This window comes from Roseovarius pacificus (assembly GCF_900142665.1).
GTDB classification, from domain to species: domain Bacteria; phylum Pseudomonadota; class Alphaproteobacteria; order Rhodobacterales; family Rhodobacteraceae; genus Roseovarius; species Roseovarius pacificus.
The window spans coordinates 84,928-110,693 of the sequence record NZ_FRBR01000009.1; the positions used below are offsets into that span (position 1 = coordinate 84,928).

The following is a 25,766-nucleotide window of genomic DNA, read 5'->3' on the forward strand; positions in this document are numbered from 1 at the left end:
CGGCCATCGATCCGCGCAACCAGTCAAGCGACAGAAATTTTGGTGGATGGCGGAGACGAAGTCCCCACACTATATCTCACAACGTATTAATATAAAATAAAAATCCGAAATATACTGATGAAGATACCACATTTCATACCACAGAGCCAACGGTTCTCGCTGTTTGCACATCACTTCGCCGTCCGCGAGAACGCTGAGCGAATCAGAACGGTATTTCATCATCGACGGAAGATGAGTCCGGTGGCGCATTAGAGCCAGCATCGACTTCTGGTTCTACATTGTCCTCAATCCCTAACCCCCAATCATTGATCACATCAGACAATGGGAATGCATTATCACTTTTCCAATCGACGTATGGTGCAGCCGTAGCGCTCCAAGGCTCTTTCGACGGCAGCTTCACTTGAACACGGACAGGCACATGAAACGCGCTCCCGAATACAATGGCCTCACCAGACGCAAGTACAGTTACCTGATCCAGAAGTCGTTGCGCTTGTTTAGGTATGATCCGACGAAAATGATCAATGTCATCTGGATTCTGGAGGCGATGCGAAAAGAAGTTGGCGCATTGGCTGACTATTGTAGGACTCACTTCGCTTGGTCGCTGGCTTGCAACAATAAGTGAAAGCCCGAATTTTCGTCCTTCTTTCGCTACCCTTTCAAAAGCGCGACGGGACAAGCGATGCCCCCGATCCTCGGCGCGTCCCGGCGGTCGCGCATAATTGTGAGCCTCCTCTAGAACCAGAACCCATGGATAGCGACTGCGGATCTCAGGTCGCAGCATCTCACGGGTTTCGAGCAGCAAGCGCCCAAGCAGAGCGCAAGCGAACGGCAGTACCTCGGCTGCAAGCATCGAAAAGTCCATTATGGACACGCGTGCACCATCCGATTGTGAGATTCCGAGCTTCTTGATCCAGCCTTCAAACGACCGAATGCCCTGATCTTCATAGGAAAAGAAGGATTGCCAGCGGCGGTCATCGAGGCGCGTGCGCAGCCTGAGTTTCAGGGTCAGCAGATATTGGTCGATCTTCTTGCTGCTTTCCTGATCAGGCGTGCGGTCTACAAGGTGCGGATCGCGAAACTCGTGCACGGGAACAAAACGCGGTGAGTCGGCTGTCTTCGCGAAATTGATACCTTCATGCTGCCGTGCCGAAATCGCCTCAAGCAGTTTCGCGCGTATTTGTACAAGACGATCCCGTACCGCACGGTCATTCGACACCTTGCGCCATTGATCGCTGGAATTCGGCGTCCAATTGGCGAGTCTGTTTAAACCATCCCAGTCAATGGCCGTGGCATATTGCGACGCGTGGTCGATAAAGACATCGAAACTACCTCCAGCAGGTGATCGCGGATCATCTAGCCATGCAAGAGCCGAGTCGATTTTCCCGATGGCAACTTGCAAAGGGTCGTAAGCTTCTGCTCCGGCGCGCGATGCTTTTGAAATCGACCACCAATCCTTGAGCACGGGCTCTTGCGTAGCTTCCGAGGCCTGTAACCAATCGCAGATCTCTTCCCCGTTCATCAACCAAACGGGGAGACAAAATTCTTGACCATTCAGATAGACCTTGTTCGGCTCGCGCGCGTATGAAGCGCTCTCTTGTGACAGAAACGCGTTGGCGTATTCCCCGTTGATATCGAGAATGAAGATATGGGGCTCGGCATTCTCGACGACGGTGAAGGCGCTGTGCTCAATGATGCCGCGTAAAATGCTGGCAACCGTGTAAGACTTTCCCGACCCTGTATTTCCGACAACCGCAAGTGGACGGGAAAAAAGATCGTTGAACGACGCTTTGACGTGGGTGTTCTCGTCGCCCGCTTGGTGCCCGATTTCCAGCGGATAGTCATAGTCTTCGTCGTGGTATCCAGCGGGACAGTTTCGCTTGGGAGGATAGGAAAAAATGCCCTCAAGCACATCGTGGTCGGCCACTTCGGCGGGCGTATCGAGGGTAGGAAGGACGGTTATTCCCGTATCAAATTTCCATCCATGAGGCCGTGTCTGCTTCACCGTACCCAATAGCTGTACGGACGCGATCCGGCGCGGCTTGGTGAGTTCGAGTGACAGTTCTTCATCTCGGCTCGGATCATAGCTCTCGCGTGCTTCCAAATCGCTCAAAATACCTATGGCGTGCGAACCTGCACCAAGATCGAAGGTCAGAAAGGAGTTGATCGCCACAGCCCGCTGGACGCCATCGGGTGTTGCGCGAGCAGATGATTTGGCATCCGGCGATAGTTCAACTTTCAGCCGGAAACCATTGACGGAGACAACATGGCCGATGATACGGGGTTGCTCCATCAAGCGCCTCCTGCGTCACCTTGCTGACCACGGTCATCGGTCTTCCGGATTTGCTCTTCGAACACGCGCAAGCGCCTATAGTCGTCGAGCCACTTCACATCGGGCATCACGTTGCGTGCAAAGTCGGAGAATGTCGCAGTGCCGTAGGTGCAACTCTCTCCTTCGCACAAGCGCTCGGTCAGTACGAATGCCCGTTGGCCGAGGCTCTGGTAGCGGCGAATCCGCCTCACAATCTCGCTGTCAGGGTTCGGCTCAACCACAAGCATTACGAGCGAGGGGTTCATTAGGGCCGTTTCGATGATACGTGTGACATGATCGTCGCCGAACCCGTACCCCATCACGAGAAGAAAAGTCTGCGGCTGGTTCAGGCGCGCATGGAAAAGCCGGAAGAGATGCGCGTACGGCATGCCCAATGTCTGCGTGAATTTCTGTGATGTCGGGAGGATTCCGAACGAACCGACACCCGAGAACGCTTCAGATTCAAGGGCGATAGCTTTATCCTCTGCTGACGCAGTGCGATATGAGCCAGCGAAGGAAAGATCGCGGTGACGCGCCCTGTAGATGCCCGCGTCATCGACATACCAATGAAGCGAACCATGCAACTTATAAAACTGCATGAACTTGTCGAAACGCCGGACACGCCCTTCGGCCACATCGCCAGGGTAGTAAATATCGAGGCCGTAAATTGCCGGATCAAACCGAGAACTGGTCTTGCCTGAAAATCCGTCAAAGTACTGGATACCCAACTCTTCCATCGCTTGCTCGAACAACGTGTCATAGTTGAGCGTAAAGAGGTGGGTACGACCAAGATTGGTATCGCGGGCACTCAGCTTCGCTAAGAACGGTATGTGACCGGAAGTGCCTTCCGTGCTTGCACCAGACAGCTCCTTCCGGTTGATTTGTAGCGCACATTCCGCAAAGATCGCCTTCTCGATCCGCGAACGCAGTTCGCCGAGGTCGTGATCGGAAATGCTGAGCGGGGTTTCGCCTCCCTCGGTATTCTTGCCCTTCCATTCAATGGAATGGATCGGCGATTGGTTGGATGACGTCAGGCCTGAGACGTTGAATAAATAGCTGAGCCAATCTTCAAAACCGAGAGGGCCGTAGCCGCCGTCGGGCCACTCTGACATTCTGTGTCGAATAACGGCCTTTGCCGCTTCAGGGACAGGCGTGTGCGAAATTGCATCAAGCACGAGGCATTCAAGATTGTTGGCCTTGGGTCCCGCCATAAGACGGCCGCCGCAACCGACAGAGCATCCCGCCGCGGTCAGAACGACAACGTTCTCCATCCTGAGCCAATCCGCGAGGAGCGCTTGAATACGGCGAATACCCTCTTCGGGTGTCTTACCTTTCAGAAGGTCATCGCTTTCTCCCGCCGAGACAGGCGACAACAGCTTGTACGGAGTTATTTCGGTCATGTACTAATCTCCAGCCCCGGCAGGCCGTTTACAATCCGCATCGTCTCAAGGCTCACCGTGATCACGCGTTGGAACAGTTCCAGCGGGTAGCGCGGGTCGCCAACCGTTTCGTTGGCATAGTCGTTGGCATCGTTGACGATGCCGCTGGCCTTGTCGGTTTTGACCACCTGCCGTTCCATCACCCATTCCAGCGCGGGCTTGCCGTTGACGACGTAATCATAGGCCTCCAGCGGGATGTTCTGCATGGTGATGTGTTCGTTGTAGATGACGGTGGTGCGGTCCTTTTCCTTGCCCTTGCCACCAAACTTCATCTTTTTGACGCGGTAGAATTTCTTGGGGTTCGCCTCGGCCTCGGGGATCAGGCGGTGGTCGCCTTCCTTGAACGTGACCATGTAGGGCGTGACGGATTCAAAGTTCACATGCAGATCACCAAGCGCTCGGCCTGCGTCGCGGAAGGCGGCGAAGTCGGCAAAGGTTTTGACCGCCGGGATGCGGGGGAGTTGCTTGGCGAGGTTGTTGGCGAAACGCTCGCGGTAGTCGGGCGAGTGCAGCAGGCCGTAGATGTAATAGAACAGATCTTCCTTGCTGATCTTTTCCCCCGGATAGGCGGCTTGGAAATGCGCGAGGCCTTCATCGGTGATCGCGTCGCGGCGGGTGAGGCCGCCCGCCTGATCGCCTGAGGTGGCGAAGAGGCCGTCATCGGGTTGCTCCTCTCCAAACAAGTAGAGGGGGAAACACTGGCCGGAATCGACGGTGTGTAGATTTGGCAGGGAGTTCATCATTAGCGCGGAAAATCCTGCCCGTGCTCCGATGCCTGACACCTGAATGACCAGATTATTCACGTCGTCATTTGGGAAAATGCGCGGAAGTTGACCGCGACGATCATTGAACTGTGCAGAGTAAAACGCCCATGAGCGTTCAAACGGGCGGTAAAGAGATTGCGCCGCAACCCCACTATCCGCAGTGGCGCGCGCGCCACGTTTTACGCCCGCAAACAGGTGGTCGCTCCACGAAATGCGCGTGGAGTCGTAATCGACGGCCTTCTTTATGTCGTCGATGGACTGTCCGCCCACCTGATCAACCGCCTCGTTATAGGCCTCGATCATCCGGCCCATATTGGCCGCCAGCTTGGCAGGCGAGAAATTGTAGGCCCAAGCGTCTCGCTGGGTTTTCAGGCCATTCGAGAAATCCTCGAAGATCAGGGGCTCGTCTTTATTGCGCTTGTCGCCAAGCAACATAAACTTGTCAAAACTGCTGTCCACCTGATCGAGCCAGTCGTTTTTTTCATCAGGCGTGATCGTGCTCCAGCCGCCAGCCTTGGAAATGCCATCGACCGAGGCAAAGTCGCGGATGATCTTGAGCTTCTGCGTGGTCGTCAGGTCCGGGCCGATATCATGGAAATGGATCTGCCCGTGCTTCTGTGCTTTCGGGTTCTTGACCAGCACGGCAATGGAAATACCGGTCATGCTGCCCGAAGCGAATACGTTTTGTCCCTCGCGCGCGGCGCCTTTTGAAAGCATGTTTTTGCGGATGTCACCACGAAGGTGAAAGACGTAAAGATCGCTGAACTCTTCGGCCAGACACTTTCGCATCCCGTCGGCATATGACCGTTCAATCCATGCACTGCCCGAAACAAAAGCCATGACGCCTGCGTCACCAATCCGTTCGCTCGCCCACCGAAACGCCCGAATGTAGCTATTGTAGAGCGCTGTTTTCAGAGACGCAGTTGAATGTGCGGCGTAGGTATCGCGGATGGAGCCGTCCAGCTGCGGGTAATTGACCTTCTGGGCGTTGTCGTTCGCACTTTCCTGCCCCGCCGAATAGGGCGGATTGCCGATGATAACCCGAATATCCAGCGCCTTTTGCTTGGTCCGGCGTTCCGAGTTGTCGGGCAAGAGGTTGGCGACCATGTCGCGTTCCTGCTCATACATCTGGAAGGTGTCGGTCAGCAGGATGCCCTCGAACGGGTCATAGGGCGCGTTGGCGGATAGCGAGCCATAGGCCAGTTCGTGATAGACCGTCTCAATGTTCACGGCGGCGATGTAATAGGCCAAGAGCACGATCTCGTTGGCGTGGATCTCGTGCTTGTATTTGTGTTCCAGCTCATCGGGCGCGATCAGGCCCGATTGCAGCAGGCGGGTGATGAAGGTGCCGGTGCCGGTGAAGGGGTCAAGTATATGCACGCCCTTCGATCCAAGCGTCTGGCCGAATTGCGATTTCAGCACGTCATTGACCGAATGGATGATGAAATCCACCACCTCGACCGGGGTGTAGACGATGCCAAGCCGCGCGGTGAGCACGGGGAAGGCTGTCCGGAAGAACTTGTCGTACAGCTCGGTGATGAGCGTCTGGCGGCCCTGCGCGGTTTTCACATCCGCCGCGCGGCGTTCCACGCTGGCGTAGAATTTGGCGAGGCTGTCGGATTCCTTTTCCAGATTGTGTTCATGAAGCTGGCCCAACACGATCTCCATCGCGCGGGAGACGGGATTTTCCTTGGTGAAGCGGCTGCCCTTGAAGAGCGCGTCAAAGACCGGCTTGGTGATAAGGTGCTGGGCCAGCATCTCAATCGCCTCTGCCTCGGAAATCTCGGGGTTCAGGTCGTCATGCAGCTCCTCAAGGAAGGCGAGGAAAGCGGTACGTTCCGGCCCGTCCTTGGCCACGATGGTGGTGATGCGGGTGATATGGGTCTGGGCGATCTTGGCGATGTCTTTGGCCCAGGTATCCCAATATTCGCGGGTGCCGCATTTCTCGACGATCTTGGCCATGATGGCGCGGGTGAATTCGTCAAAGACAAATTCACCTTGCTCGTTGATCGCATCGCTTTGGCGGCGTTCGAGCGTATCGCGGCCGATATCCGATCTTTTGGCGGGCTTGGCCTTGGAGGTGGCAAAGTCATCGACCACGGCGGTCAGTTCGCGCAACTCGGATTCCGAGGAGATGCGGACCAGCTCCACCTTGTCGCTGATATCCTCGCCGATCTTGGCTTGGTTGATGCGGGCGTCGAGGCGTTCATCGTGGGCGCGCAGGGCGTTGAGGATTTGCCAGACGACCTTGTAGCGTTCGTTGTCGTTCAACGCTTCTTCGGGCTTGGTATTGGGCGGGATGGCCACGGGCAGGATGACATAGCCAAGCTTCTTGCCCTCGGCGCGACGCATCACGCGGCCCACGGATTGCACCACGTCGATCTGGCTCTTGCGCGGGTGCATGAACATGATCGCGTCCAGCGCAGGCACGTCCACGCCCTCGGAGAGCACCTTGGCGTTGGTCAGGATGCGGCAGGTATCATCGCCCGCATCGGCCTTGAGCCAATTCAGCATTTCCTCACGCGCACCGGCGTTGAAGCTCCCGTCGATGTGGCGCACTTCGGTGTAGAGATGACGGGCGTCGTCGATCAGCTCGTTGCCGGTGTATTCCTCGACAACCTGCGCGAATTCGTCCTCGATGATCTTGGATTTCGCGATGCTCTGGCAGAAGGCCAGCGCGCGGCGCATAGGGCGCGGATCGAATTCCAGATCGGCGGCGAGGTCGGATTTGGTCAGCGCCTTGTAGCAGCCGATAATCTTGGTGGCGTCGTCAAGGGTCAGCTCCGCGCCGTCCTTGAGGCGGTTCTGGATGGTGGTCGAGATCAGCCCTTCATCCACGGCCAGCACGACCACCTTGTAATCGGTCAGTAGTTCGTTCTCGACGGCCCAGCCGAACCCACGATGGAAAAGGTCTTTGCCGAACTTGCTCTCATCGTCCATCGAGGCCAGCTCGGCGTCGTGGTCATCAGCCTTGCGCTTTGCTGCATCCCCAAAAATCCGGGGCGTGGCCGTCATGTAGAGCCGTTTTTTTGCAGCCACATGATCATTGCTGTGGATGCGGACGAAGTTGCTGTCGTCCTCGTCCTTAAGCGTGACGCCGGTCGTGCGGTGTGCCTCGTCACATATAACCATATCGAACTCAGGCAGCCCATATTGTTTTTGCGCCCGTGTCAGCACGTCAATCGAGTGATAGGTCGAGAAAACGACCGTCATTTTGTCGGTGGGGGCGTCATTGACCTGACGAGCCAGCCGCTCCGGGTCAGTCGTCGCGGGGAAGGCCAGATCATGGACGTTAAGATCAAGGCTGTCGGCATCGGCGTTGCGCCCGACCTTGGTATCGGAACAGGCCGAAAACGCGGTAAAATCCTCTTGGCAGTCGTTCTTCCACTCGCGCACGGTTTGCGACATGAGCGCGAGCGACGGCACCATGAAGAGCACACGTTTGCCTTTGCCCGCGATGGTTTCGGCAATCCGCAGCCCTGTAAAGGTCTTGCCGGTGCCGCAAGCCATGATCAGTTTGCCCCGATCAGCCTCGGCAAAACCATCCATGACTTCTTTCAGCGCATCGCGCTGATGGTCTCGAAGCTGCTTCTTGGGGGCAAGGCTGATCGTGCCGGTGCGGATGAACTGCGACCAGTCGATCCGGCTCGCTTCAAGCTCATTAATCCCGATCCTGTTCCAGTCCTTTGACAGCTTGTCGAGAGTTTCGCTGGCGTTCCTGCCAAACTCCTTGCGAGTGGTGTCGGCGATGATCAGGCGTGTGAACAGATCATTTGACGCCGCCGAGATGAAGCTGTCGATGTCGGGTTTCTGGATGCTGTGGTTCGGCGCGTAGAACTTGCACTGGATGGCCGCGTATCCAGAACCATCCGCGAGTGTGGCGACGAGATCAATCCCGGTGTCCGTCTTGCTCCAACCCTGCGCTTTCGCCCAATCGGCGAACGGCACCACCTCAGAGTAGTACTGCTTCTGTGTGTCGTCGTTCTCAAGGAAGACGCGAACCAACCGCTCGAAATAGTCGCCCTTCTCGCGCTCGCTCCGCGCAGATTCACGATACGCATTCAACAATTCTTGTAGCTGCATCCGCCCAAAACCCTCAAATCCCGCCTTATTCGGTGACGAGTCGTCTTACCTATTGTTATTCATTTTCTAGCGGTTTCAACGGATTGAATCCACCAGTGAATGTATCACCTTCCGGCTTCGGCACGCCCCACATCGTCTAGGATCGCACGACCATCACAGCCGATAGCTCTCACGATCTGCACGAACTCGACGACTTCCACCCTCCGCTCACCGTTCTCGTATTTCGCGACGAAGGACTGGGGCCGTTCGAGGCGATCTGCCAGCTCGGTCTGCGTCAGCCCAGCGTCCAGCCGCGCCTGCTTCAATGCCGCCATGAGGGCCAGATGCCCCGGACTGCGTAGGGTTCTTCCCATATCTTGAACTCCGAATAAATCCGGAATTCGGATAATCCCACTTGAGGATTATCCCATTTCAGGTTATTGCTTTGGCGTTTTCACACCAAAGTGCTGAGTAGCCCCATGCCTCAATGCCCCCACTACATGACTGATATCCATGAAGAGGCGCGCGTCTGCCCGTCCTGCGGCGCCAAGAAAGGTGTTCTGGGTGCGGGCTTCACCGGGCGCGTCCTCAAGGCGCGGGCGGGCATCGTAACGGCGATTGGTTTGCTACCGCTCCTCGTCGGGCTTGGCTTTCTTGTAACAGGCGACGTCATTGGCTTCATGCTGCTGGCTGGCCTTGCCGCCATCCCCTTCGCCATCGCCGCCGGGATCTTTGTCGCATCGGAGGGGCGCGAAAAATGGTATCGCTGAACCTCCACGATCCCGATGACGCGCAGCGCCGTTTGCAGGCTTTTCTCGTCCAGTTCACCGCGCCGCAATGGGTGACACAGAGCCAAACCGACGCGACGATTGAGGATCAGGAACGCGCCGCCGAGGTGCTGGACATCGTTCTGGATATCCTGCTCGATGCGCAACTCGGGCTGATGGCCGATCTGGTTCCCGCCGATGAAGAGCAGTTTTGGCACAGCCCGCGCCGCCTGCACGCGCCAGAAACGGGGGCACGGTTTGACATCCGGGTGGGCGCGCGCGGCGGCTATGATTTGCGCGTCACGGTGGGCAACACCGTGTTCACCGACCACGCGATGAGCTTTGAGGCCCTGACCATGGCGCTGCGCAGTTTCGCCGCCCTGCGCCGCGAGGCCGCCGCATGAGCGAGCAGAAACACACCTCGTTCTACATCAGCGCTGATGGCCACAAGGCCCTGCGGCTGGAGGCTATCAAACGCGGCCTGTCGATGAGCCAGCTCATCGCCCGCGCGCTGGCCGATGCGGGCGTCGATATTCCGGCAGAGGATTTGAAAAAATGAAGAATTTACTTGTTGCAGCTATCACCGCCTTCCTGCCCATTGCCGCCCAAGCCCAAGCCCAAGACCACCTGACCGAAACGTTAACGCCGGAGCCGCGCCCGTACCCCTACGCCATTCTCGACATTCAGCCGGGAACGGAGGCGATGGAGGCGAGCAGCATGTTCGGGGAGCGGATGATGCTGATCCTCGTGCCCGAACAGGTCGCTCTGCGGGTCGAGAATGGTGAGGGGCGCGCCTTTGCGCTGACCTTCGACCAGAAGCTGGTGACGCAGGGCGTGGGGCTGCACACACGCATGGGCCGCGATCCTTACGCCGAGATCAACGCCACGCTGGCCACCGAGGCCATGGGAGGGCGGGTGCTGCAAATCCGGCGCACAATCCGCGAGCCGAACGAGAACCTGCCCGAACCCGCTGCGCTGATCGCGCAGTTGGAAGAGCGCTATGGCCCGCCGTCAAAGCGCGACGGGAGCAGCGCAACATGGGCTTGGGGCGAAGGGGGTTTCATCCCCGATCTCGACGGCCAGCCGCTGCATGAGATCACCATCGTCAGCCAGTTTGGGTCGCGCAAGACGATCCAGTATCGACCCTGCTCAACGGGCTTCAGTGCCGATGCCGAATACCGTTTTCGCCAACACCGTGAAACGCCGATCATGCCTGGTTGCACGGCGCTGTTCACGGTTGGGGTTAGCGGCGGCGCGCAGCTCTCAACCGTCAGCTTTTCGCTGACCGATTTCGACCTGATCCGCCAGCATGTGGCCGAGGTGGATCGTCAAATCCTCGAAGCCTTGACCACCGACACGCCAGTCGCGCCCGCCGACATGGACCTGTGATGCCATGACAAATGGCACAGCGGAAACCCGGACCTGCCCGTTCTGCTACACTGAGATGGACGCTCGGGCAGATGTTTGCCCCAGTTGTCAGGCAATCAAGGACACGACGCCCGAATGGGCCAAGCGCCTGAAGGTCTACTGGACGGCTGCTGTCGTCATATTCATAGGGTTTGCGCTCACGTTCATAGACGGCAAGGGCATGAACTGGTGGGGGATGCCTTTTGTGGGCGTGGGCGTCTTCTTCCTGCTCAAGGCCCGCAAGGTAGACGTCTCGGATGTGATTTGGCACCGCAAGGAATAGGATAGCACTCTCATGGAAACTCATTGGATCGACAGCCCAGATCACCAAGCCGACCGCAAGGAACTGGCCGACCTCTGTGGGCGCCCCCGCACTCCGGCTGAAGACGCACGGCTTGCGGAGCTGAAGGCACGGGTGCGAGACTGGGCACATCTCAATCAGGCCGCAGAGGAGTTCGTGAACGGCGCGCCATAGGCAACTGGCCAAAACGGTTCAAACCGGCTATGAGAACCATATGATCACAGTACGCGCACATATCACCCTGATTTAGCGCCCGCGAGACAGGCGGGCGGCTTCGAGCTGTGCGCCGATAGATGATCTCCCATCACCGCAACGCCTCTGACGCCGCCGCCATCAGGCATGACGGAGGCAAGGACATGACCAACTGGTATACGGCAGACACCCATTTCGGGCATGAGAACGTCATCGCGCTGTGCGGGCGGCCCTTTCGCAATGCCGGTCATATGGACACGGTGTTGATCGAGAACCTGTGGTCTAGGGTCCGTCCCGAGGATGATCTTTGGATCATCGGTGACTTTGCCTTTGGGCCAAAGGCCAAAGAGGCCAGCTATCTGGAAACCCTTTTCGGGCAGCTTCCGGGCGCGCGTAAGCACTTGGTGATCGGCAACCACGATCTGGAGCCGACACTGGCCTTACCGTGGGACAGCATTTCGCTCCTGGCGGAGGTCAAGGATGGCCCCGACGACCAGGCGCATACCCTGTGCCACTATCCCATGATCACCTGGAACCGCGCCCGGCGCGGCGCGCTTCAGATCTTCGGGCACGTCCACAACAACTGGAAAGGGTCGCGCAACAGCGTCAACGTGGGCGTCGATGTCTGGGATTTCATGCCGGTTCGTTTCGAGGATATTGCCCGCCGCGCCAAAACCCTGCCGATGAACAGGCACTGGGCGGATGTCGAGCACAAGGCGAAGGAATTCTGACATGTCCCGGTCCTACCGGAAAACCCCGATCTGCGGGATGACCACCGCCGCGAGCGACAAAGTGTTCAAGAAAGCCGAGCACAAGCGCGCCCGCCGCGCTGTGAACGCGCGCGATCTGACGCTGGATGATGCCCCGGCGGGCAAAGAGTTTGGCAACCCATGGGGCGCACCCAAAGACGGCAAGCAGTGGATCGACCCAGAGCGCTTTCCTGAAATCATGCGGAAGTAAGCGCGATGACACGTTTTCTGTTTTGGAGCGATCTGCATGATGAATTCTGGGAAGGCTTTGATCTTCCCGACCTGTCCGCGCCAGTGGATGGGGTGCTGATCGCGGGCGACACGCATACCATGGGTCGCCATCTGGATATTCCAGCAGACGCCGCGCGCAAGTATGGCTGCCCTGTCGTGGCAATCTGGGGCAACCACGAACCTTACGGCTCGATCTGGTCGGAGCTTCTGGCCGACGAGGAACGCCAGCTTGCCGAGCTGCGCGCCGATGGACTCGATATTCGCGTGCTGCATGGCGCAACCACCGAGATCGCGGGCGTCCGCATCATCGGCGCGCCGCTCTGGACGGACTTGAAGCTCTTCCCTGAGCTGGAGGGCCTCGCATGGGGCATGGTCGGGGATTGCCTGATGGACTATCGGCGGATCGGCGTCACGCCCAAGCGCATGTTTTGCGTGCGCACGATGCTGGACCATCACGCGATGGACAAAGCGGCGATCTGGGACGCTCTGTGCCAGCCCTATGCCGGGCCGACCATCGTCATGACCCACCATATCCCGGTGCGCCAGCTCGTCCACCCAGCCCGCGAAGTGGGCAATGACAGCAAACGCGCCCTCTGTGCGGGGTTCGCCAGCGACCTATGGGGCGAGATCAAGGGCTTCGACATCCACACCTGGATCTGCGGCCACAGCCACGACAACAAGACGTGGACCGGCAAAGGCAAACACGGCCCCATCCGCTTCGTCATGAACGGGCGCGGATATCCGGGCGAAGAGGTCGAGTTCGATCCGGCATTCGTGCTGGAGGTCTGAGCGTGGCGGTATAGGGCGATAGTGCTATGGCCCTATTGGGCTGCGACCAGACATAACCCGCTAATCTTCTTGGAAATGACACAAAGCTATTGAAGATGATCCAAAAATTTAGCCGATAGCATTGGGGATTTTTGTGCTTTCACTGGCAGTAATTGGATTTCAGGCAATGATCGCCGCGTCTCTGGTCGTGGCACGAATTCTGGGGGCCGCGAACAATAAGCCCGATTGGCTTTTCTGGGCCGCATTCGGCTGGACCGCCTTCACCTTTGTCTTCGTGTTCGCGTCACCGCTCATTCTATTGCAGCTCGTGGTGATTTGGGGCGTCACCGCGTGGATCAGTCCTAAGGACAAAGATGAGCCCAGTCCTCCCAGCAAGCTGGAAACGCTGACCGCAGACGACGAGAACTGGCACCGATATTTCCAGCACCATTGCGAATCTCCGGCGGAAGTCGCCTTTCTCGACGCTATGGTCGAAGCCTTCAATCTCACACCTGAAAAGGGCCGCTTACGCGGCGGCGGGCTGACCTTGCAGATGCAGGTGCCGGTGATGAATTACCGCCTAGATTTCCTGATCGACGACGGCCTGATCGTCGAAGTCGATGGCGCACAATGGCATTCCTCGCCCGAAGCCATCGAGCGCGATGCCGAACGAGACAAAGCGCTTGCGGCGAAAGGCTATGAAATCCTGCGCATTCCCGCAAAAGTCACGCTTTACAAGCGCGATGATGCAATCAAGCAGGTTCGCGAAGCGCGCTCAGGCTGGCTCGCCCGCAAGGCGAAGGCGCGCGCCAGCCGCGCGCATGGGGCGGATGGAATGATCGCAAAACATAAGACTCAAACGAAGAGGCCAAAATTCAGCATGTCCGGACTCGCGGCCTCCGTGGAAAATGGTCTCGACAGCTTCACCGCTGGCATGAACAACATCAACGCGGAACTAAGGCAGTTCAATGAGCGCGCAGAAAAATGGGCTGAAGAAGATCGCAAGCGCGTCGCTCAGGAGGCTCATGAAAAAATGAAGCGCCTTCAAGCAAAATTGGATGCCGACCCCGAACTTGCAAAAATATACGAACAGATTTCGGCAGAGTTTGACGACAAGCGTTGAAATACGCCGGAAACCCCACAATCGCTCGATACTTGACGTCTCGCTCATGTGGATTTTCCGGCTCCCGTTGCACACCCAGCCCCACCTGACATCGCCCCTCAAATGGCAGGGGAAGGTGGGGCTGGCCTGGACGCCATCGTTTTGTTGTCTCTGGACTGTCGATTGAGAATAGATATCTTGACGTCGAGCTAAGCCCTCCACTCTTGCGCATTATGCGAAAAATACGTATATTACGGCAAGCTAGGAGGTTTGCATGTCCGACATTCAGAATTTTCCCGCCGCCGATCTGGCGCGCAAGACGGGTGACATTCTCGACGCGGCCAGTCGTGCGCCGGTGGCGATCACCAAGCATCGCAAGCCACGGTTCGTGCTGATGAGCCTTGAGCGCTACGAGGCGCTGACAGGCACAACGGATCAGCAGGCGCACACCTTGGAGGATATGTCCGCCGAGATGAAGGCCATGATGATCGCCGCTCTGGAACGAGACCTTGCCGGTGGCGCTAAGCCAGATGCGTAAGCCCGCCGCCGGTGACGTCTTCACCTATCCATTTCTTTGGAAGCGCCAGCAAATCCAGGGCGAAACAGAAGGCCGCAAGCCTCGCCCGGTCTGCATGGCCGTCACTACGGCAAACGCGGGCGGCAATACATTGCTGTTCATTGTTCCCATCACAACGCAGCCACCCACGGACGGGCGGATTACTATTGAAGTTCCTGAGATCGAGGCCAAACGCGCGGGCCTTGATACCGAAAAGCCCTGCTGGGTCATGCTGGACGAGTTCAACAGCGATGTGTTTGAGCGCTCCTTTGTCTTTGAGGATCGAACTCCGCTTGGTGCATTCAGTTCGAAATTCACGGCGCGGCTACAAGGCATCCTGCTAGATGCCGCCAAAGACGGCAAAGCCCGTATCGTGAACCGGCAAGACTGATCGGCTGGAAAATCATGTCCGCCGCCTGACAAGTTAGCGCGGTTCGGTGTGCTTGTCCTGCGTTCGGGGTGTTTTGGGTGCTGACGGTTCGGCCTCTTCTCCTACCGTTTCGGCGTTGCTAGCCAAATCATCCAGAAAGCCTGTGTCTTCCATTTCGCCCAATGCGCTCTGAATCTGGTCGATGATGCTTTTTCCGGTCTTCATGGTTGTGTCCTTTCGTTTACCTAGAATTTCGGGCCATTTGACAACGGCGCAGGGGCCGTGCCTCGTGGTTTCGGTTTGCTCTGCTCAGCTTCTTCCCGGTGCGCAGACCGCCGGGTCAGCCAGTCTCCAACAATCTCCGCAACTCCGCCTGCTGCCGCTCCAAGGCGGTCAAACGTTTCTCCAAGTCTGTCGCGAAACGATTGAATGCGCGATGCAAGGTCTCGAATTCTCTCGGTGAGGCGCTGGCGCTCTTCAAACCAGCCTCGAATGTCGTGTTCAGTTCTTCGACAGCGCGCAGCAATGCGGTCTCGAAGGGCGTCAACTGCGGGTGTGCCATGGTTTACCTCGTGGTTGCGGTCTCGACGCAGACTTCGCCGCCGTTCAGGTTGGGGATCGGACAATCGGCCAGCGTGACGCCGCGCGGCAGGCTCAGCACCTGGCCCAAGCCGCCAGGGCCACGGCTCACCCTCGCCCCTTCGAGGCCGAACATCGCCAGCCCCGGCTCCACCGTCGCGTTTTGCGGCTTGGGAAAGGTCAGCTGCACTGCCATCAAGAGCACCCAGAAGGTCAGCAAGACCCCAGCCAGATAGGTCGGCAGCATGGTCTTCCATGTCACTGTGCGCCATTCTTTTCGGCTGGCTTCCAGCTCGGCTGTCGCCTGCCGTATCTTGCGGGCCTGTTCCTCGACCTGGGTGGCTGTCCCGTCGTGGATAATCTCGCTCAGCTTTTGCAACTCGCGCATATCTTGCATGATTTTTTGCTGCGCGGCGCTCAACGCTTGCGATAAATGCTGCTCGAAGTCGTTCAACATCTGCTGCGTCTGCGCTTCGGTTGCATGGGTCTGCGTCTCGACCTTCGCTTGCAGGCTTTGCAGCAAAGTATTCATCTGCGGTCCAGTCTTCATGGAAAATTCGATCCTCTAATCGGAATGTGTTCTGGCTGTCCGAGGTGCCCGCGACGCGCATGGTGATGCGGGTGTCGCGTTTGCGGGGCTTGCCGCCTCGGGTCTCTTCGGCATCGGCCTTGCGACGTTTCTCAAGCTGCTTGTCAGGCAGCGGTTTGAATTCCAGGCCATCCAGTTCAGCCAAAGCGGCGCGGACATCAGCATGGTTGCTGATCTCACCAGCTTCGATCCGCTGGATGATCAGCGTCTGGATCGTTTCTTTAATGCTCTTCCGGTCTCCGAAATCGAATACCGGCTTCACCATTCGCTTGCGGGAGGGTTCCTCCGGGCTGATCCAGCCCGCGCGGGCATTCCAATAGTCTCGAAAGGCGTTGAAATAGGCCTCCGATCCCGGTGGTGCGGGGTTGAATGATAGGTTCTGGTAAAGCTCCAGTCGCGGAATCAGGAAATGTAGTTCCACGTTGCCCATATGTTTATGGCGCACCCAGAGAATATTCGCCTGATCCCTTTCCAGCCCAGCAAAGGCGGCGCGCTCGAAGTCACGCATCACAGCCGCCTGCTGTGTTTCGGTGGGATCGTCCTCCGCATGAAAGGCGACCACACCGCTGGTGTAGCGCCATTTCCGGGAGTTGCTGTCGATCAGGGCGCGGGTCAGGTCGGGGTCGCCTGACAGCACCTCCGGCAACACATCTCGGCGAACGGTCTGGCCCGCGATGCGCTTGCGGTCCTCACAATAGGCCGCGACCTCCTCGGCCAGCAAGTATTCAACCGCCGCGCGTCCGGAGCCATCGCCATGCGTGAAAAAGCGCACCATCATCTTGAGTGCTCCGCGACGATCTCGGTCAGTTGGCGATCCAGAGTCATCAGCAGAGTGCGCACCGCGATCAGGTCGATGGCGCGTCCGGCCTTGCGGTCTGTGTTGATGGCGCGAGCGATCTGGTTGAGATTATTGCCCGCACGTCCGACGGTCGCCAGCAGCACGGGATCGACCTCGGGTGGTCGCGCCCGCCGCTGCATGGGTTCGCCGGACAAAAGATGGCGGGTGTACTCGGATAGCGAACTCTCCTGAGCGCGGGCCTTGCGCAACCAGGTGACGCGCTCCTCCTCCGTGCAGCGCACCCGCAAAACCAGATCGCGCACCACACGCGGTTTTGGCTCTCGGTTACTCATACCAGCCACCTGACGCGCTCCGCGCGCCGGGCTTGGGGTGAAGGGGAAAGGGCTTGCCCATTCCCTTCCAAGGTGCATGTCGCGTAGCCACATGCGTAACCTTGCTCCTGCTTTCTGGCAGCATACGGCACACCATCAGTAGACTACTCCCGCGCGCCGCAACTCATCCTCGGAAACCAATCCGCGCAACAAGAGCTTACCAGCCTCAGCAATCGAGATATGTGCGCACATCCAGTGGTGATTTTTCACATAGTCTGCGCGCTGCTTCAGATGGTTTTCTGCTTGTTCAGCTTTCTCAATTTTTGCCTTCCGCATTTCGTCGACATGTCGCTGCCAACGCTGTTCGCGGAACCAGTTGTCTGAAAAACATACCTTCGAGCGAGTGTAGCCCGAAGTTTCAGTCGCATAAGACTTTATTGCTCTGCCAAGCTCCTCTGCCGTTAGACCTTCCTCAACTGCTTGCAGAAAATGCTGGTGACATGAGGATTTGTTTCGTCGCCGATCTGCGGGGTAGGCGTTCCATGCGGCTTCAAAATTCTTACCCATCCCCTCGGGCATTCGCGCGCGCGTAGGTGGTTTCAGGATGGTTTTAGGATTGTTTGGGGTCCGCTCTGGACCCGGTGCCCCGTCCGGAACGGACCCCGTTCCCCGTTCAGTGTGACCCCCGTCCACTCTGGACCCGGTTGGGTATCCGACTTTGTCGTATGGTTCCGAAATCAATTCGAGCGTTTGAACGATTGCGAGGTTCATGTGGTAGACGACCGTGTAACCGTGCTTACAGCGACGATGCTGCCCGGTTTCGATCAGAATACCTTCCTGGACCAGTTCGTTCACAGCGCGTTTGACCGTGCTTTCACCCAGTTCAGTGTGCCGGTGAATGGTGCCTTTAGAGCACCAAATCCCCGATCCATCATCACTGGCCTTGTCCGCTAGAAACATTATGATCTGCTTCCGCACGGGACTGCCGAATTTCCTTTCGGAACAGAGCTTGGCAACTTCCCAACTCATCTCATTCAACCCAGACCGCGTTCACCTGCAACGAACAATCAAGTTCACACATGCGAGCCAGATTCCGTCGGCAGGACACGATTTTGATCAATCCAGGCATTCAGGTCGGCACCCGCATATTTTACGCGCCTCCCGAATTTGATGAATGCAGGCCCGACGCGTCGATGCCTCCACTGAGCGCGCTTTGATTTGCCTGCGATGATGTTTAGCTCCGGGTCAGAATCGTCATAAATTCTTTTCGGATCGAATACTTCGACATCGGTGGATGACATTCAATTTCTCCCAAACAACTGGTATGAAATCGAATATGAACGGCAGAGACCGCATCCTCACGCAAAACCAACAATACAATTTTTCCAAAATTTGTCGTCATGCGGCAACGCGTTTAGCTATGCCCGAAAGTTGGTGATTGCCTGACTATCTGTCAGCCGGACTGCCTCGTCATCGCGAGGAGGCACAAACAGACCAATATTAAATTCCTACTGCCCCGGAACGACGTCAACCCCGTATGATTGGCGCACCGTTTACAAGTAGATTATGTGGCCCCTGGGAGTTGGAGGTTCCTCAACATAATGCTCTTGAAGGATATCTATGTATTTTTTCAGTTGATGATCATCCCGCGCGAGCTGTCGAGCTTCTCGCGCATAACGGTAGAAGTTGACTGGAATACCTGCCCACGAGAAAACCTCTTGCAAACACTTGCCAAAGCTACCTTCGGGAACCTGCTCAGTTATGCCGAGGGTGATGCGCTCGTCAGAATGAACTTCAAAGAGCGCCCGCACCACGATCGCTACAGTTCGTGCCCGCTGATGCCCAGAATTTCCCCCGCGCTCCTTGGCGTACTCAGAGAAAAGAACGTCGATATGATCTAATAGGCCTGCCCATTCCAAATGTGTCTGACAGGCTGCATTTTCGATCCAAAGTGAAACCGGAGGTGGAAGTCCCTTCATCCGGCGCAGTGCGCGAGCCAGTTCATCATCTGACGCACCTTTTTCTCCAGCATATTCGAGACGAATGGATTCTTTGACCGATTTTTTGGCTCTACGCGTCTGTTTGATGACGGTTCTTATGTCACCGATTTCCTGCCCCTGATCGGAGTGCATCCAAACTGGCCCTGCGTATGGGTTTAACATCAATACCGCTGGCAAAAATGTTTCGTTGTAATCCAAAGGAACTTTCAGCCATTTTTCTAAGCAGTGCGTTATCTCGTATGCCGCACGATACATTATGTAATCATAATTTGACGCACCGGATCTCAGGGCGGGAAGTTTCAATTTTCTCCCATCATTCCAAATTTCACGAGGCAACATACTCGCACCACCTTTCCATCAACTGCCGCCGTTTTTCCAACAAGTCTGACCGCGCATAGGCGCGCTCAACGTCCGACCCCACCTTGTGGGCCAAGCTCATCTCCGCCACCTCGCGGGATACATCAGGCCGCTCTGCCGCCCAATCGCGAAAGGTCGAGCGGAAGCCATGCACGGTGATCCCCTCGATCTTCATGCGCCGCAAAAGCATCAGCATGGCCATGTTCGACAAGGGCTTATGGCGCTTCTGTCCCTCAAATACCGCCTCTGATTGCAGCGCTTTCAATGGCTCCAAGATGGCGATCATCTGGGGCGTCAGCGGTACGCGGTGCTCTTCCCCGGCCTTCATCCGCTCATGCGGGATCGTCCAAAGCATCGCATCGAAATCAAACTCTTCCCAACGGGCCTGCAAGACCTCGCTGGTCCGGCTTGCGGTCAGGCAGGTGAACATCAGCGCCTTGGCCGCTGTGGCGTCCCGCGTCGCAAGGTCGGCATAGAAGGCGGGCACATCTTGCCAGCGCATCGCCTTGTGGTGCTGCACCTTTTGTTTGACGCGCGGCAACACCTTGGCATCGCGGATCGTGTTGACGGGGTTTTCGCCGGTATAGAAGCCCTTCGACTTTGCCACATCCAGCACGGCCTTGATCCGCTGCGCCACGCGCTTGGCCGTTTCGTGTTTCTCGGTCCAGATCGGAAGCAGAACCTGCAAAACCTCGGGCTGCCCGACCTCCGACACTGGCAAACGCCCGATCTTCGGGAAGGCATATTCGGCGAGCGTGTTGATCCATTGCTGCCCGTGCTTGGGGTTCTTCCATGTCGGCAGCCGCTCGATGTGAACCTGCTGGGCGATCTCTTCGAAACAAGGCACCTCTTGGCGGACATTGTAGCGCGGGTTTAAGCCTTGCTTTGCCATGCGGCGATATTCGAGGGCGCGGTCGCGCGCTTGGTTCAGCGTCACGATATCGGCGCCGCCCAAACCAAAATCGGTGCGCAGGGGTTTGCCTTCCCGATTCCGCTGCCCCTTGACGGTGACGCGCACAATCCAGCGCCGTGCGCCACTCGGGTCAACGACAAGATAGAGGCCATTCCCGTCGCCATGCCGACCGGGGCCAAGCGTTCGCACCAGATTCTTGGTCAGTTTGCCGCTATGGAGAGCCATGTATATACCACACTTTATACCACCCAATGAACAGAAACGAGTGTAATCGAAGAAATCCGAAGATCAACAACGAATGCGGATAATCAAACAAAAACAGCGCCATATGGCGCTGAATGGGTCTGAACACAACTGTATGAAAATGATGGGTGGCGGAGACGAAGGGATTCGAACCCTCGAGACCCTTCCGGGCCTACTCCCTTAGCAGGGGAGCGCCTTCGACCACTCGGCCACGTCTCCGCCGACGCGTATAGCCGGGCAAGGGTTGGATTTACAAGGCAAAAATTCAAACACTTAGCAACCTGCCGCAGACCCGTCCAAGCCCTTGAAATGGCATGGAAAGGAACGACGCGGAATAGAAAGTGGGAAAGATCTGGTCATTTCCCCAACCTGCAAAAGTGCCTTCGGCAACGCGATGGAGCCCTCACTGCAAGCCTTCAAAGCTGCGTCGCACTTCCTCAAAGCTCCGTTTCTCAGCGTGATGAAGTGAACCGATCTCCTGGATACTAAGGAGATTGACCCATGAAACCGGAAGCCCCCCACGACAAGTTTCAACATCGTTCAGCAGGCACAAACCACCCCCCTGAAGCCACGAAAGGAGAAGGTAAAACTACTCCAAGCCGAAGCGCGGCAGAAACGCGAGAGATAGCTCGTGCGCTCGCAAAGCATCCGATACCAGAGTTTACGAAGAAGACGATTTCGAAACGGTGGTCCGTTGGTGCTGATACGGTTCGGCGCTTGTTGCGCGACTCTGGTCTCAATCCCGGTAGAACGCGCGACCTCACCGTTCCGCTCACCGACCTACTCGCTATCGAAGGCGTAAGCGACCCTCTGAAGACCTGGGCACTCTCCTCGGATGACGAGCGGCTGATATTACTCGCGGACCTCCTCACGCCGGAAGACAAGCGTGATGACGATAATCGCATTTTGAAGTTGCACTTGGGCACTTATCGGCGGCACGCCCGCGAAGGGCGACTCTTCTCCATACGCATCGGTAAACAGCACCGGTTCCGGCGCGATCTGGCATCCGCGCTGTACCGGCACGAGATGCTCCGGAGCAAACCGAAATGACACCGATCCAAGAAGGAAATTCGGTTTTTATGACGCGGAAAGTGCGATCCACGCACTTTGTGACGAACCACGCCACATTGACACAAACGCCCTGTTGGACTTGGACCAAGGGCCCAACAGGGCGTCCATGTCAAACCTCTCCCCCGAACTCCGATTTGCGCACATTGCGCGTCATTGCGCACCCCCGCCCGCCCCGGTCGTAAGGGCGGCGCGGATGGCGCAACTGCTCGAAAGAATATTCAAAGGAAAACTCAAAATGACGGTCATGCATAATCCCGGCAACCATTACTCTTGCGACGCAGTCCAGATGGATCTCGCCACCGCTAAAACCCGGTTTTCCGCCGGTGTCTGCGACGAATATTGGGCCGAAACCCGGCGCCTCAAAATCCGGGGATCGGTGAACAAGGCCCTCAAGGTCTACAACGCCATGGGCATCGCGGACGCCGAGGAACTCATCCTTTGCGACCCAGACGAACCAAAACGTATATATGCCGAAATCAAGAAGACTGGGCACATCCCGAGGGGGTGCAATTTCAAAAGCCTCGCGTCAGTCAAAGTCTGGGCCAGCAATCTTTCCGCTTTTTTCGATGTCGTTTCGGGACGTCGGGCTACGATCAATGTGTTTCGTTCGGTTGACGATGACTGGGCCGCTTTGATCGACCATGTCGTTGGTCGCAACCAAGGGCCGGTACTTTTGAATACCTATGAGCGGCTTCCTCTCAATATCTTGGCAAGGGAATGCCGTCTGCGTGGTTTTTCCTTGCGCGAATTGACCAGCCTTCAGATCGAAGGGTTTGCGCGTGATCTCCTGCCAAACATCAAGGGTGCTGTGAAGCGCGGCGCCAAGCGATTGGATAAGTTGCGTGACGATGACCGTGTACCCAACTGCCTTCTCCCAATCGCGCCAATTGGCACACTTGGGCACCTGACAGCGGCTCATCAGCGCTCTACGCCTCCGATGCATCCGGATCTGGAGGCTGCTCTGGAAGATTACCTCGACCGGCGACGTCGTGGCGAACAGACCGTGGAATACGGAACAAAGAGTAGGAGCATCGAAACGGATGGTATCAGTAACGACCGCGCGAAAAACATCGCGACAGCGGTGCGCTGGTACTGGCATGGTGCGGTCGAATTGGGTTTGGTTAGCTCGGACAGGCCGTTTGATCGCGAAGCGTTCACTCAACCTGAAGTGCTGGCCGATGTCGTGAAGGTTTGCGCGGAGGGCGGGCTTGGTCCGATCTGCCAACCAGATGTTCGTCGAGCGCACGCAAATTCTGTAATCCAGTTTCTCAGTGATCTGTGTCCTCTCTACCGCGGCCGATGCCAGCCGTCGCTATTCCACGCCAGATCACTGCGTCGCCGCACCGAGGAAGAAAGCGCGACCGCGGCGTACAAGCGAGAACTCTGTCTGCGCTTCATCGATGACGAGAATTTTCAACGGCAGTTTTTCTCTATGCCGAAAGTCTTCTTCGACGAGGCCAAGCCACTGATCGCTGGTTTCGACGCCTTGAAGAACTCAAATGAACCGGGATTGAACAAGGCCCAACATCGGGCGCTGGATCTCGCAATCATGGCCGTCCATACGGTGATCGCGACGAGGTATCCCCTGCGCTTGGCAACCCGTCAAAGACTGTTGTCGGGCGGGTCCCAGCCGCACGTGGTTTTTCCTGAACATAATCGGGGTGAAAAAGAGCTCACCATCCTCGTCCCCGGCCATATCGTCAAGAATGGCTACTTTTCGGAGGGAGTACCTCTGCTTGAAACACGGGCCATATTTCCCAGGGAAATTTTCGAATGGTACCTAAAAACTGCTCACCCTCTTATCCTCAAGCACAAACCGCCCCACGCGAAATACAGGCAACCAAACGCCTTGTTCTGCGGTCTGCATATTGAGACCCTACGGCGCATTTGGCGGAACTACACTTCTGAGATTGGGCTCAACGTGGCGCCGCATATGTGCCGTCACATTGTAGCCAGTCATCTCTATGCCAATGGCGTGCCCGTTTGCCAAATCGCCGAACTGCTTGGAGATACCGAAGCCACCGTGCGAAGCGCCTACATGTTTGTCGACCGGGCCCGGCAGCTTCGGGATGTCATGCAGGCACAGGCAACCATCTACAGGAGACTGGGCGTATGACAATGAAAATACCAGCGGAATGGCCCGTCGACTTTCAGCATGTTCTTGCGAGCCGGCTGATGAAGGCATCCAAGCCGATACGCTCGCGGATCCTCCGTACCGTGAGATTGTATTGCATGTGGTCCCGGGATGAGTTCCCGGGACGTCCTGTGGTATTCGATCTTGAAGGGTGGAAGGCCTTTCGCTGTTTTTTGGGCAAGTCCCTTACCGAAGGCGTGACACCGCAGTATATGCGTGTCCTCTACGACTTGGGCACGTCAGGGCCTGACAAGGACTTGCGTGACTGGCTGTATGAAAACGAGATCGACAATCGATCCGTTAACGACATCATCGCTGCCCGGTGGTGGCCGACCGGAATGCGGCACCTCGCCAAGGATCTACGCGTACCAGAGGTGCGCCGCTACCTAAAAGAAGTCGACGCCTATCTGCGTTGCATCGACCGACTTGGAGTCTTACCTGCCGACCCTTTGCGCCACCTGTATCTCACTGAGGCGATTACAGAACGCACACGGTATCAGCGCCTCTCCCGTCTTTGCGTCGCGATGGATTTATTGGTCCCTGGTCATCCCCACCTTGTCGTGTTTCGCCACGAACAGACTGATCTTTATTCAAGAGTGTGGCCACCAAAACCATCTAAACGGCCTTCTAAAAAGCGCGTGATCGCGGACGTAGAAGCGCTTCTGAATGACCTTACATCGCGGGATACGGCGAATGATTGGAGTGCTTCAACTATTGGAAATCGCCGGAAAAGCCTGATGCTGCATCATAATTTGCTTGCTTCACAGGGGCGAGCGATCAGCTTTGAAAAGAGCGCCCTCGATATCTTTGCAGACTACGCATTGGACCGCTTGGAACTTTGGACACAAACAAACGGCGAAAAGGGCTGGTGCCGACGTAGCGTCGCCACGTACTGCGAACAGCTTCGGCCATTCATCCACGACCCAGAGGAACGCCGAAAATGGAGTCGTTTCACAAACCGGTTTTGGGCCCTCGCAGACAAAAACGGCGACCCCAAGAGGAAGGAACGGGCGCTATGTGAACGTCCGATGTCTCTCGAGGACTATTTCCTACGCGCACATAACCTTATCGATCAGGCGGATAATACAAAGAACGTACAGGTTCGAAGGGGAGTCCTGACTGTTGTAGGCGTTCTTGGAATCCTGCTTGTCTTCCCTTTACGGCGTGGTGATCTGTGCCGCCTTACCATTGGTGATCAGTTGTCTCGGAATGCTAACTGCTGGGTGCTTGATCTTGGTTGGACGAAGAAGTCAGGTACACGGGCCGAGCCTTTGGTTTTGCCTGAAGAGGTGTCTCCTTTTCTCGACGCCTGCCTGCTGCTGGGCACGGAGCCAAGGGCTTTATGGCGCGTGTATCGCGAACGCATCGGTGCGCCTTTTCTTGCGTCGCCGAAAAAACCAGGTGAGCCATATTCGCTGGACGCTCTCAGCACGCTGGTGGCGCGTCACAGCGGACATGGGCCCCACATCCTGCGAACGATATGGGCTGATACATTGGTGGCACGTGGAGCAGACCGCGAGATAGTTGCCGCAATGCTTCAACACAAGAACCCTCTATCCCAGGAAGCCTACGAGTTTCTCGCCCGGAAAATCCGATTGCGCGAAGCTGCGCAGGCATTGAGGGACTTGGCAGATCAGGTCACGCTGCCCCAAAAGGCCTTCTGAGCGGAAAGGTGAAATTAGCTGTGTATGAGACCCTGCGCGAAGTGGTGAGCGTCTTCGCTGCAAGAGGCTTGAGAACGGCGCTGTGATATG

26 protein-coding genes and 1 tRNA gene are annotated in these 25,766 nt (G+C 57.0%); 15 read left to right on the forward strand and 12 right to left on the reverse strand.

What is annotated here, in order from left to right; all coding sequences use genetic code 11:
• Positions 1-202: 202 nt before the first annotated feature.
• From BUB53_RS14830 to BUB53_RS14845, 4 genes are all read right to left on the reverse strand, one after another.
• Positions 203-2,290, reverse strand: coding sequence for an ATP-binding protein (locus BUB53_RS14830; RefSeq protein ID WP_073035559.1), 2,088 nt, complete (start codon positions 2,288-2,290; stop codon positions 203-205).
• Complete coding sequence (locus BUB53_RS14835; protein WP_073035560.1) at positions 2,290-3,708, reverse strand: SIR2 family protein; 1,419 nt, start codon at positions 3,706-3,708, stop codon at positions 2,290-2,292. Before BUB53_RS14835 ends, BUB53_RS14830 begins: the two co-directional genes overlap by 1 nt.
• The gene (locus tag BUB53_RS14840) at positions 3,705-8,594 is read right to left on the reverse strand and encodes a DEAD/DEAH box helicase (RefSeq protein WP_073035561.1); all 4,890 of its coding nucleotides are present in this window, start codon (positions 8,592-8,594) and stop codon (positions 3,705-3,707) included. The genes BUB53_RS14835 and BUB53_RS14840 overlap by 4 nt, the downstream gene beginning before the upstream one ends.
• A 104-nt stretch (positions 8,595-8,698) precedes the next feature.
• Positions 8,699-8,947 carry a helix-turn-helix domain-containing protein gene (locus BUB53_RS14845; protein WP_073035562.1) on the reverse strand — a complete coding sequence of 83 codons (249 nt, stop codon included), beginning with the start codon at positions 8,945-8,947 and terminating at the stop codon, positions 8,699-8,701.
• Positions 8,948-9,073: 126 nt separating this feature from the next.
• Between BUB53_RS14845 and BUB53_RS14850 the strand changes: the two genes are divergently transcribed.
• From BUB53_RS14850 to BUB53_RS14900, 12 genes are all read left to right on the forward strand, one after another.
• Positions 9,074-9,343 (forward strand): hypothetical protein, encoded by a 270-nt coding sequence (locus BUB53_RS14850; protein ID WP_073035563.1) that lies wholly within the window; start codon positions 9,074-9,076, stop codon positions 9,341-9,343.
• Positions 9,331-9,744 (forward strand): hypothetical protein, encoded by a 414-nt coding sequence (locus tag BUB53_RS14855; RefSeq protein WP_073035564.1) that lies wholly within the window; start codon positions 9,331-9,333, stop codon positions 9,742-9,744. Before BUB53_RS14850 ends, BUB53_RS14855 begins: the two co-directional genes overlap by 13 nt.
• A complete protein-coding gene (locus tag BUB53_RS23005; RefSeq protein WP_188745013.1) occupies positions 9,741-9,899 on the forward strand; it encodes a hypothetical protein in 159 nt (52 codons plus the stop codon). The genes BUB53_RS14855 and BUB53_RS23005 overlap by 4 nt, the downstream gene beginning before the upstream one ends.
• Positions 9,896-10,729: a hypothetical protein gene (locus BUB53_RS14860; RefSeq protein ID WP_073035565.1), complete on the forward strand. Its 834-nt coding sequence runs from the start codon at positions 9,896-9,898 to the stop codon at positions 10,727-10,729. The genes BUB53_RS23005 and BUB53_RS14860 overlap by 4 nt, the downstream gene beginning before the upstream one ends.
• A 4-nt stretch (positions 10,730-10,733) precedes the next feature.
• Entirely contained in the window at positions 10,734-11,030 is a 297-nt protein-coding gene (locus BUB53_RS14865; protein ID WP_143163234.1) for a hypothetical protein, read from the forward strand.
• 12 nt (positions 11,031-11,042) lie between these two features.
• On the forward strand, positions 11,043-11,222 hold the full coding sequence (locus BUB53_RS14870) for a hypothetical protein (protein ID WP_073035567.1): 180 nt from the start codon (positions 11,043-11,045) through the stop codon (positions 11,220-11,222).
• Between the two features lie 182 nt (positions 11,223-11,404).
• Positions 11,405-11,971, forward strand: a complete 567-nt coding sequence (locus BUB53_RS14875; protein ID WP_073035630.1) for a metallophosphoesterase — start codon at positions 11,405-11,407, stop codon at positions 11,969-11,971.
• Position 11,972: 1 nt separating this feature from the next.
• On the forward strand, positions 11,973-12,200 hold the full coding sequence (locus BUB53_RS14880; RefSeq protein WP_073035568.1) for a hypothetical protein: 228 nt from the start codon (positions 11,973-11,975) through the stop codon (positions 12,198-12,200).
• Positions 12,201-12,205: 5 nt separating this feature from the next.
• Positions 12,206-13,009: a metallophosphoesterase gene (locus BUB53_RS14885; protein WP_073035569.1), complete on the forward strand. Its 804-nt coding sequence runs from the start codon at positions 12,206-12,208 to the stop codon at positions 13,007-13,009.
• A gap of 166 nt (positions 13,010-13,175) precedes the next feature.
• Positions 13,176-14,111 (forward strand): endonuclease domain-containing protein, encoded by a 936-nt coding sequence (locus tag BUB53_RS14890; protein WP_143163235.1) that lies wholly within the window; start codon positions 13,176-13,178, stop codon positions 14,109-14,111.
• Between the two features lie 253 nt (positions 14,112-14,364).
• Positions 14,365-14,628: a type II toxin-antitoxin system prevent-host-death family antitoxin gene (locus tag BUB53_RS14895; RefSeq protein WP_229709561.1), complete on the forward strand. Its 264-nt coding sequence runs from the start codon at positions 14,365-14,367 to the stop codon at positions 14,626-14,628.
• Positions 14,621-15,037, forward strand: coding sequence for a type II toxin-antitoxin system PemK/MazF family toxin (locus BUB53_RS14900; RefSeq protein ID WP_159437837.1), 417 nt, complete (start codon positions 14,621-14,623; stop codon positions 15,035-15,037). Before BUB53_RS14895 ends, BUB53_RS14900 begins: the two co-directional genes overlap by 8 nt.
• Positions 15,038-15,070: 33 nt before the next feature.
• Here BUB53_RS14900 and BUB53_RS22785 read toward each other — a convergent pair whose 3' ends face one another.
• From BUB53_RS22785 to BUB53_RS14935, 8 genes are all read right to left on the reverse strand, one after another.
• Positions 15,071-15,241: a hypothetical protein gene (locus BUB53_RS22785; RefSeq protein WP_159437838.1), complete on the reverse strand. Its 171-nt coding sequence runs from the start codon at positions 15,239-15,241 to the stop codon at positions 15,071-15,073.
• A gap of 20 nt (positions 15,242-15,261) precedes the next feature.
• Complete coding sequence (locus tag BUB53_RS22520) at positions 15,262-16,962, reverse strand: relaxase family protein (RefSeq protein WP_073035571.1); 1,701 nt, start codon at positions 16,960-16,962, stop codon at positions 15,262-15,264.
• Positions 16,959-17,315 carry a plasmid mobilization protein gene (locus BUB53_RS14910; RefSeq protein ID WP_159437839.1) on the reverse strand — a complete coding sequence of 119 codons (357 nt, stop codon included), beginning with the start codon at positions 17,313-17,315 and terminating at the stop codon, positions 16,959-16,961. The genes BUB53_RS22520 and BUB53_RS14910 overlap by 4 nt, the downstream gene beginning before the upstream one ends.
• A 135-nt stretch (positions 17,316-17,450) precedes the next feature.
• Positions 17,451-18,254, reverse strand: a complete 804-nt coding sequence (locus BUB53_RS14915; protein WP_229709562.1) for a helix-turn-helix domain-containing protein — start codon at positions 18,252-18,254, stop codon at positions 17,451-17,453.
• A gap of 113 nt (positions 18,255-18,367) precedes the next feature.
• Positions 18,368-18,595 (reverse strand): hypothetical protein, encoded by a 228-nt coding sequence (locus BUB53_RS14920; RefSeq protein WP_073035573.1) that lies wholly within the window; start codon positions 18,593-18,595, stop codon positions 18,368-18,370.
• Between the two features lie 252 nt (positions 18,596-18,847).
• The gene (locus BUB53_RS22525) at positions 18,848-19,633 is read right to left on the reverse strand and encodes a hypothetical protein (RefSeq protein ID WP_143163236.1); all 786 of its coding nucleotides are present in this window, start codon (positions 19,631-19,633) and stop codon (positions 18,848-18,850) included.
• The gene (locus BUB53_RS14930) at positions 19,620-20,789 is read right to left on the reverse strand and encodes a tyrosine-type recombinase/integrase (RefSeq protein WP_073035575.1); all 1,170 of its coding nucleotides are present in this window, start codon (positions 20,787-20,789) and stop codon (positions 19,620-19,622) included. The genes BUB53_RS22525 and BUB53_RS14930 overlap by 14 nt, the downstream gene beginning before the upstream one ends.
• A 147-nt stretch (positions 20,790-20,936) precedes the next feature.
• Positions 20,937-21,026 (reverse strand) — tRNA-Ser (locus BUB53_RS14935).
• Between the two features lie 282 nt (positions 21,027-21,308).
• Between BUB53_RS14935 and BUB53_RS22530 the strand changes: the two genes are divergently transcribed.
• From BUB53_RS22530 to BUB53_RS14950, 3 genes are all read left to right on the forward strand, one after another.
• Positions 21,309-21,857 (forward strand): helix-turn-helix domain-containing protein, encoded by a 549-nt coding sequence (locus BUB53_RS22530; RefSeq protein WP_143163237.1) that lies wholly within the window; start codon positions 21,309-21,311, stop codon positions 21,855-21,857.
• A 214-nt stretch (positions 21,858-22,071) separates the two neighbouring features.
• Complete coding sequence (locus BUB53_RS14945; RefSeq protein WP_159437840.1) at positions 22,072-23,994, forward strand: site-specific integrase; 1,923 nt, start codon at positions 22,072-22,074, stop codon at positions 23,992-23,994.
• A complete protein-coding gene (locus BUB53_RS14950) occupies positions 23,991-25,676 on the forward strand; it encodes a site-specific integrase (protein ID WP_073035578.1) in 1,686 nt (561 codons plus the stop codon). The genes BUB53_RS14945 and BUB53_RS14950 overlap by 4 nt, the downstream gene beginning before the upstream one ends.
• Positions 25,677-25,766: the final 90 nt, after the last annotated feature.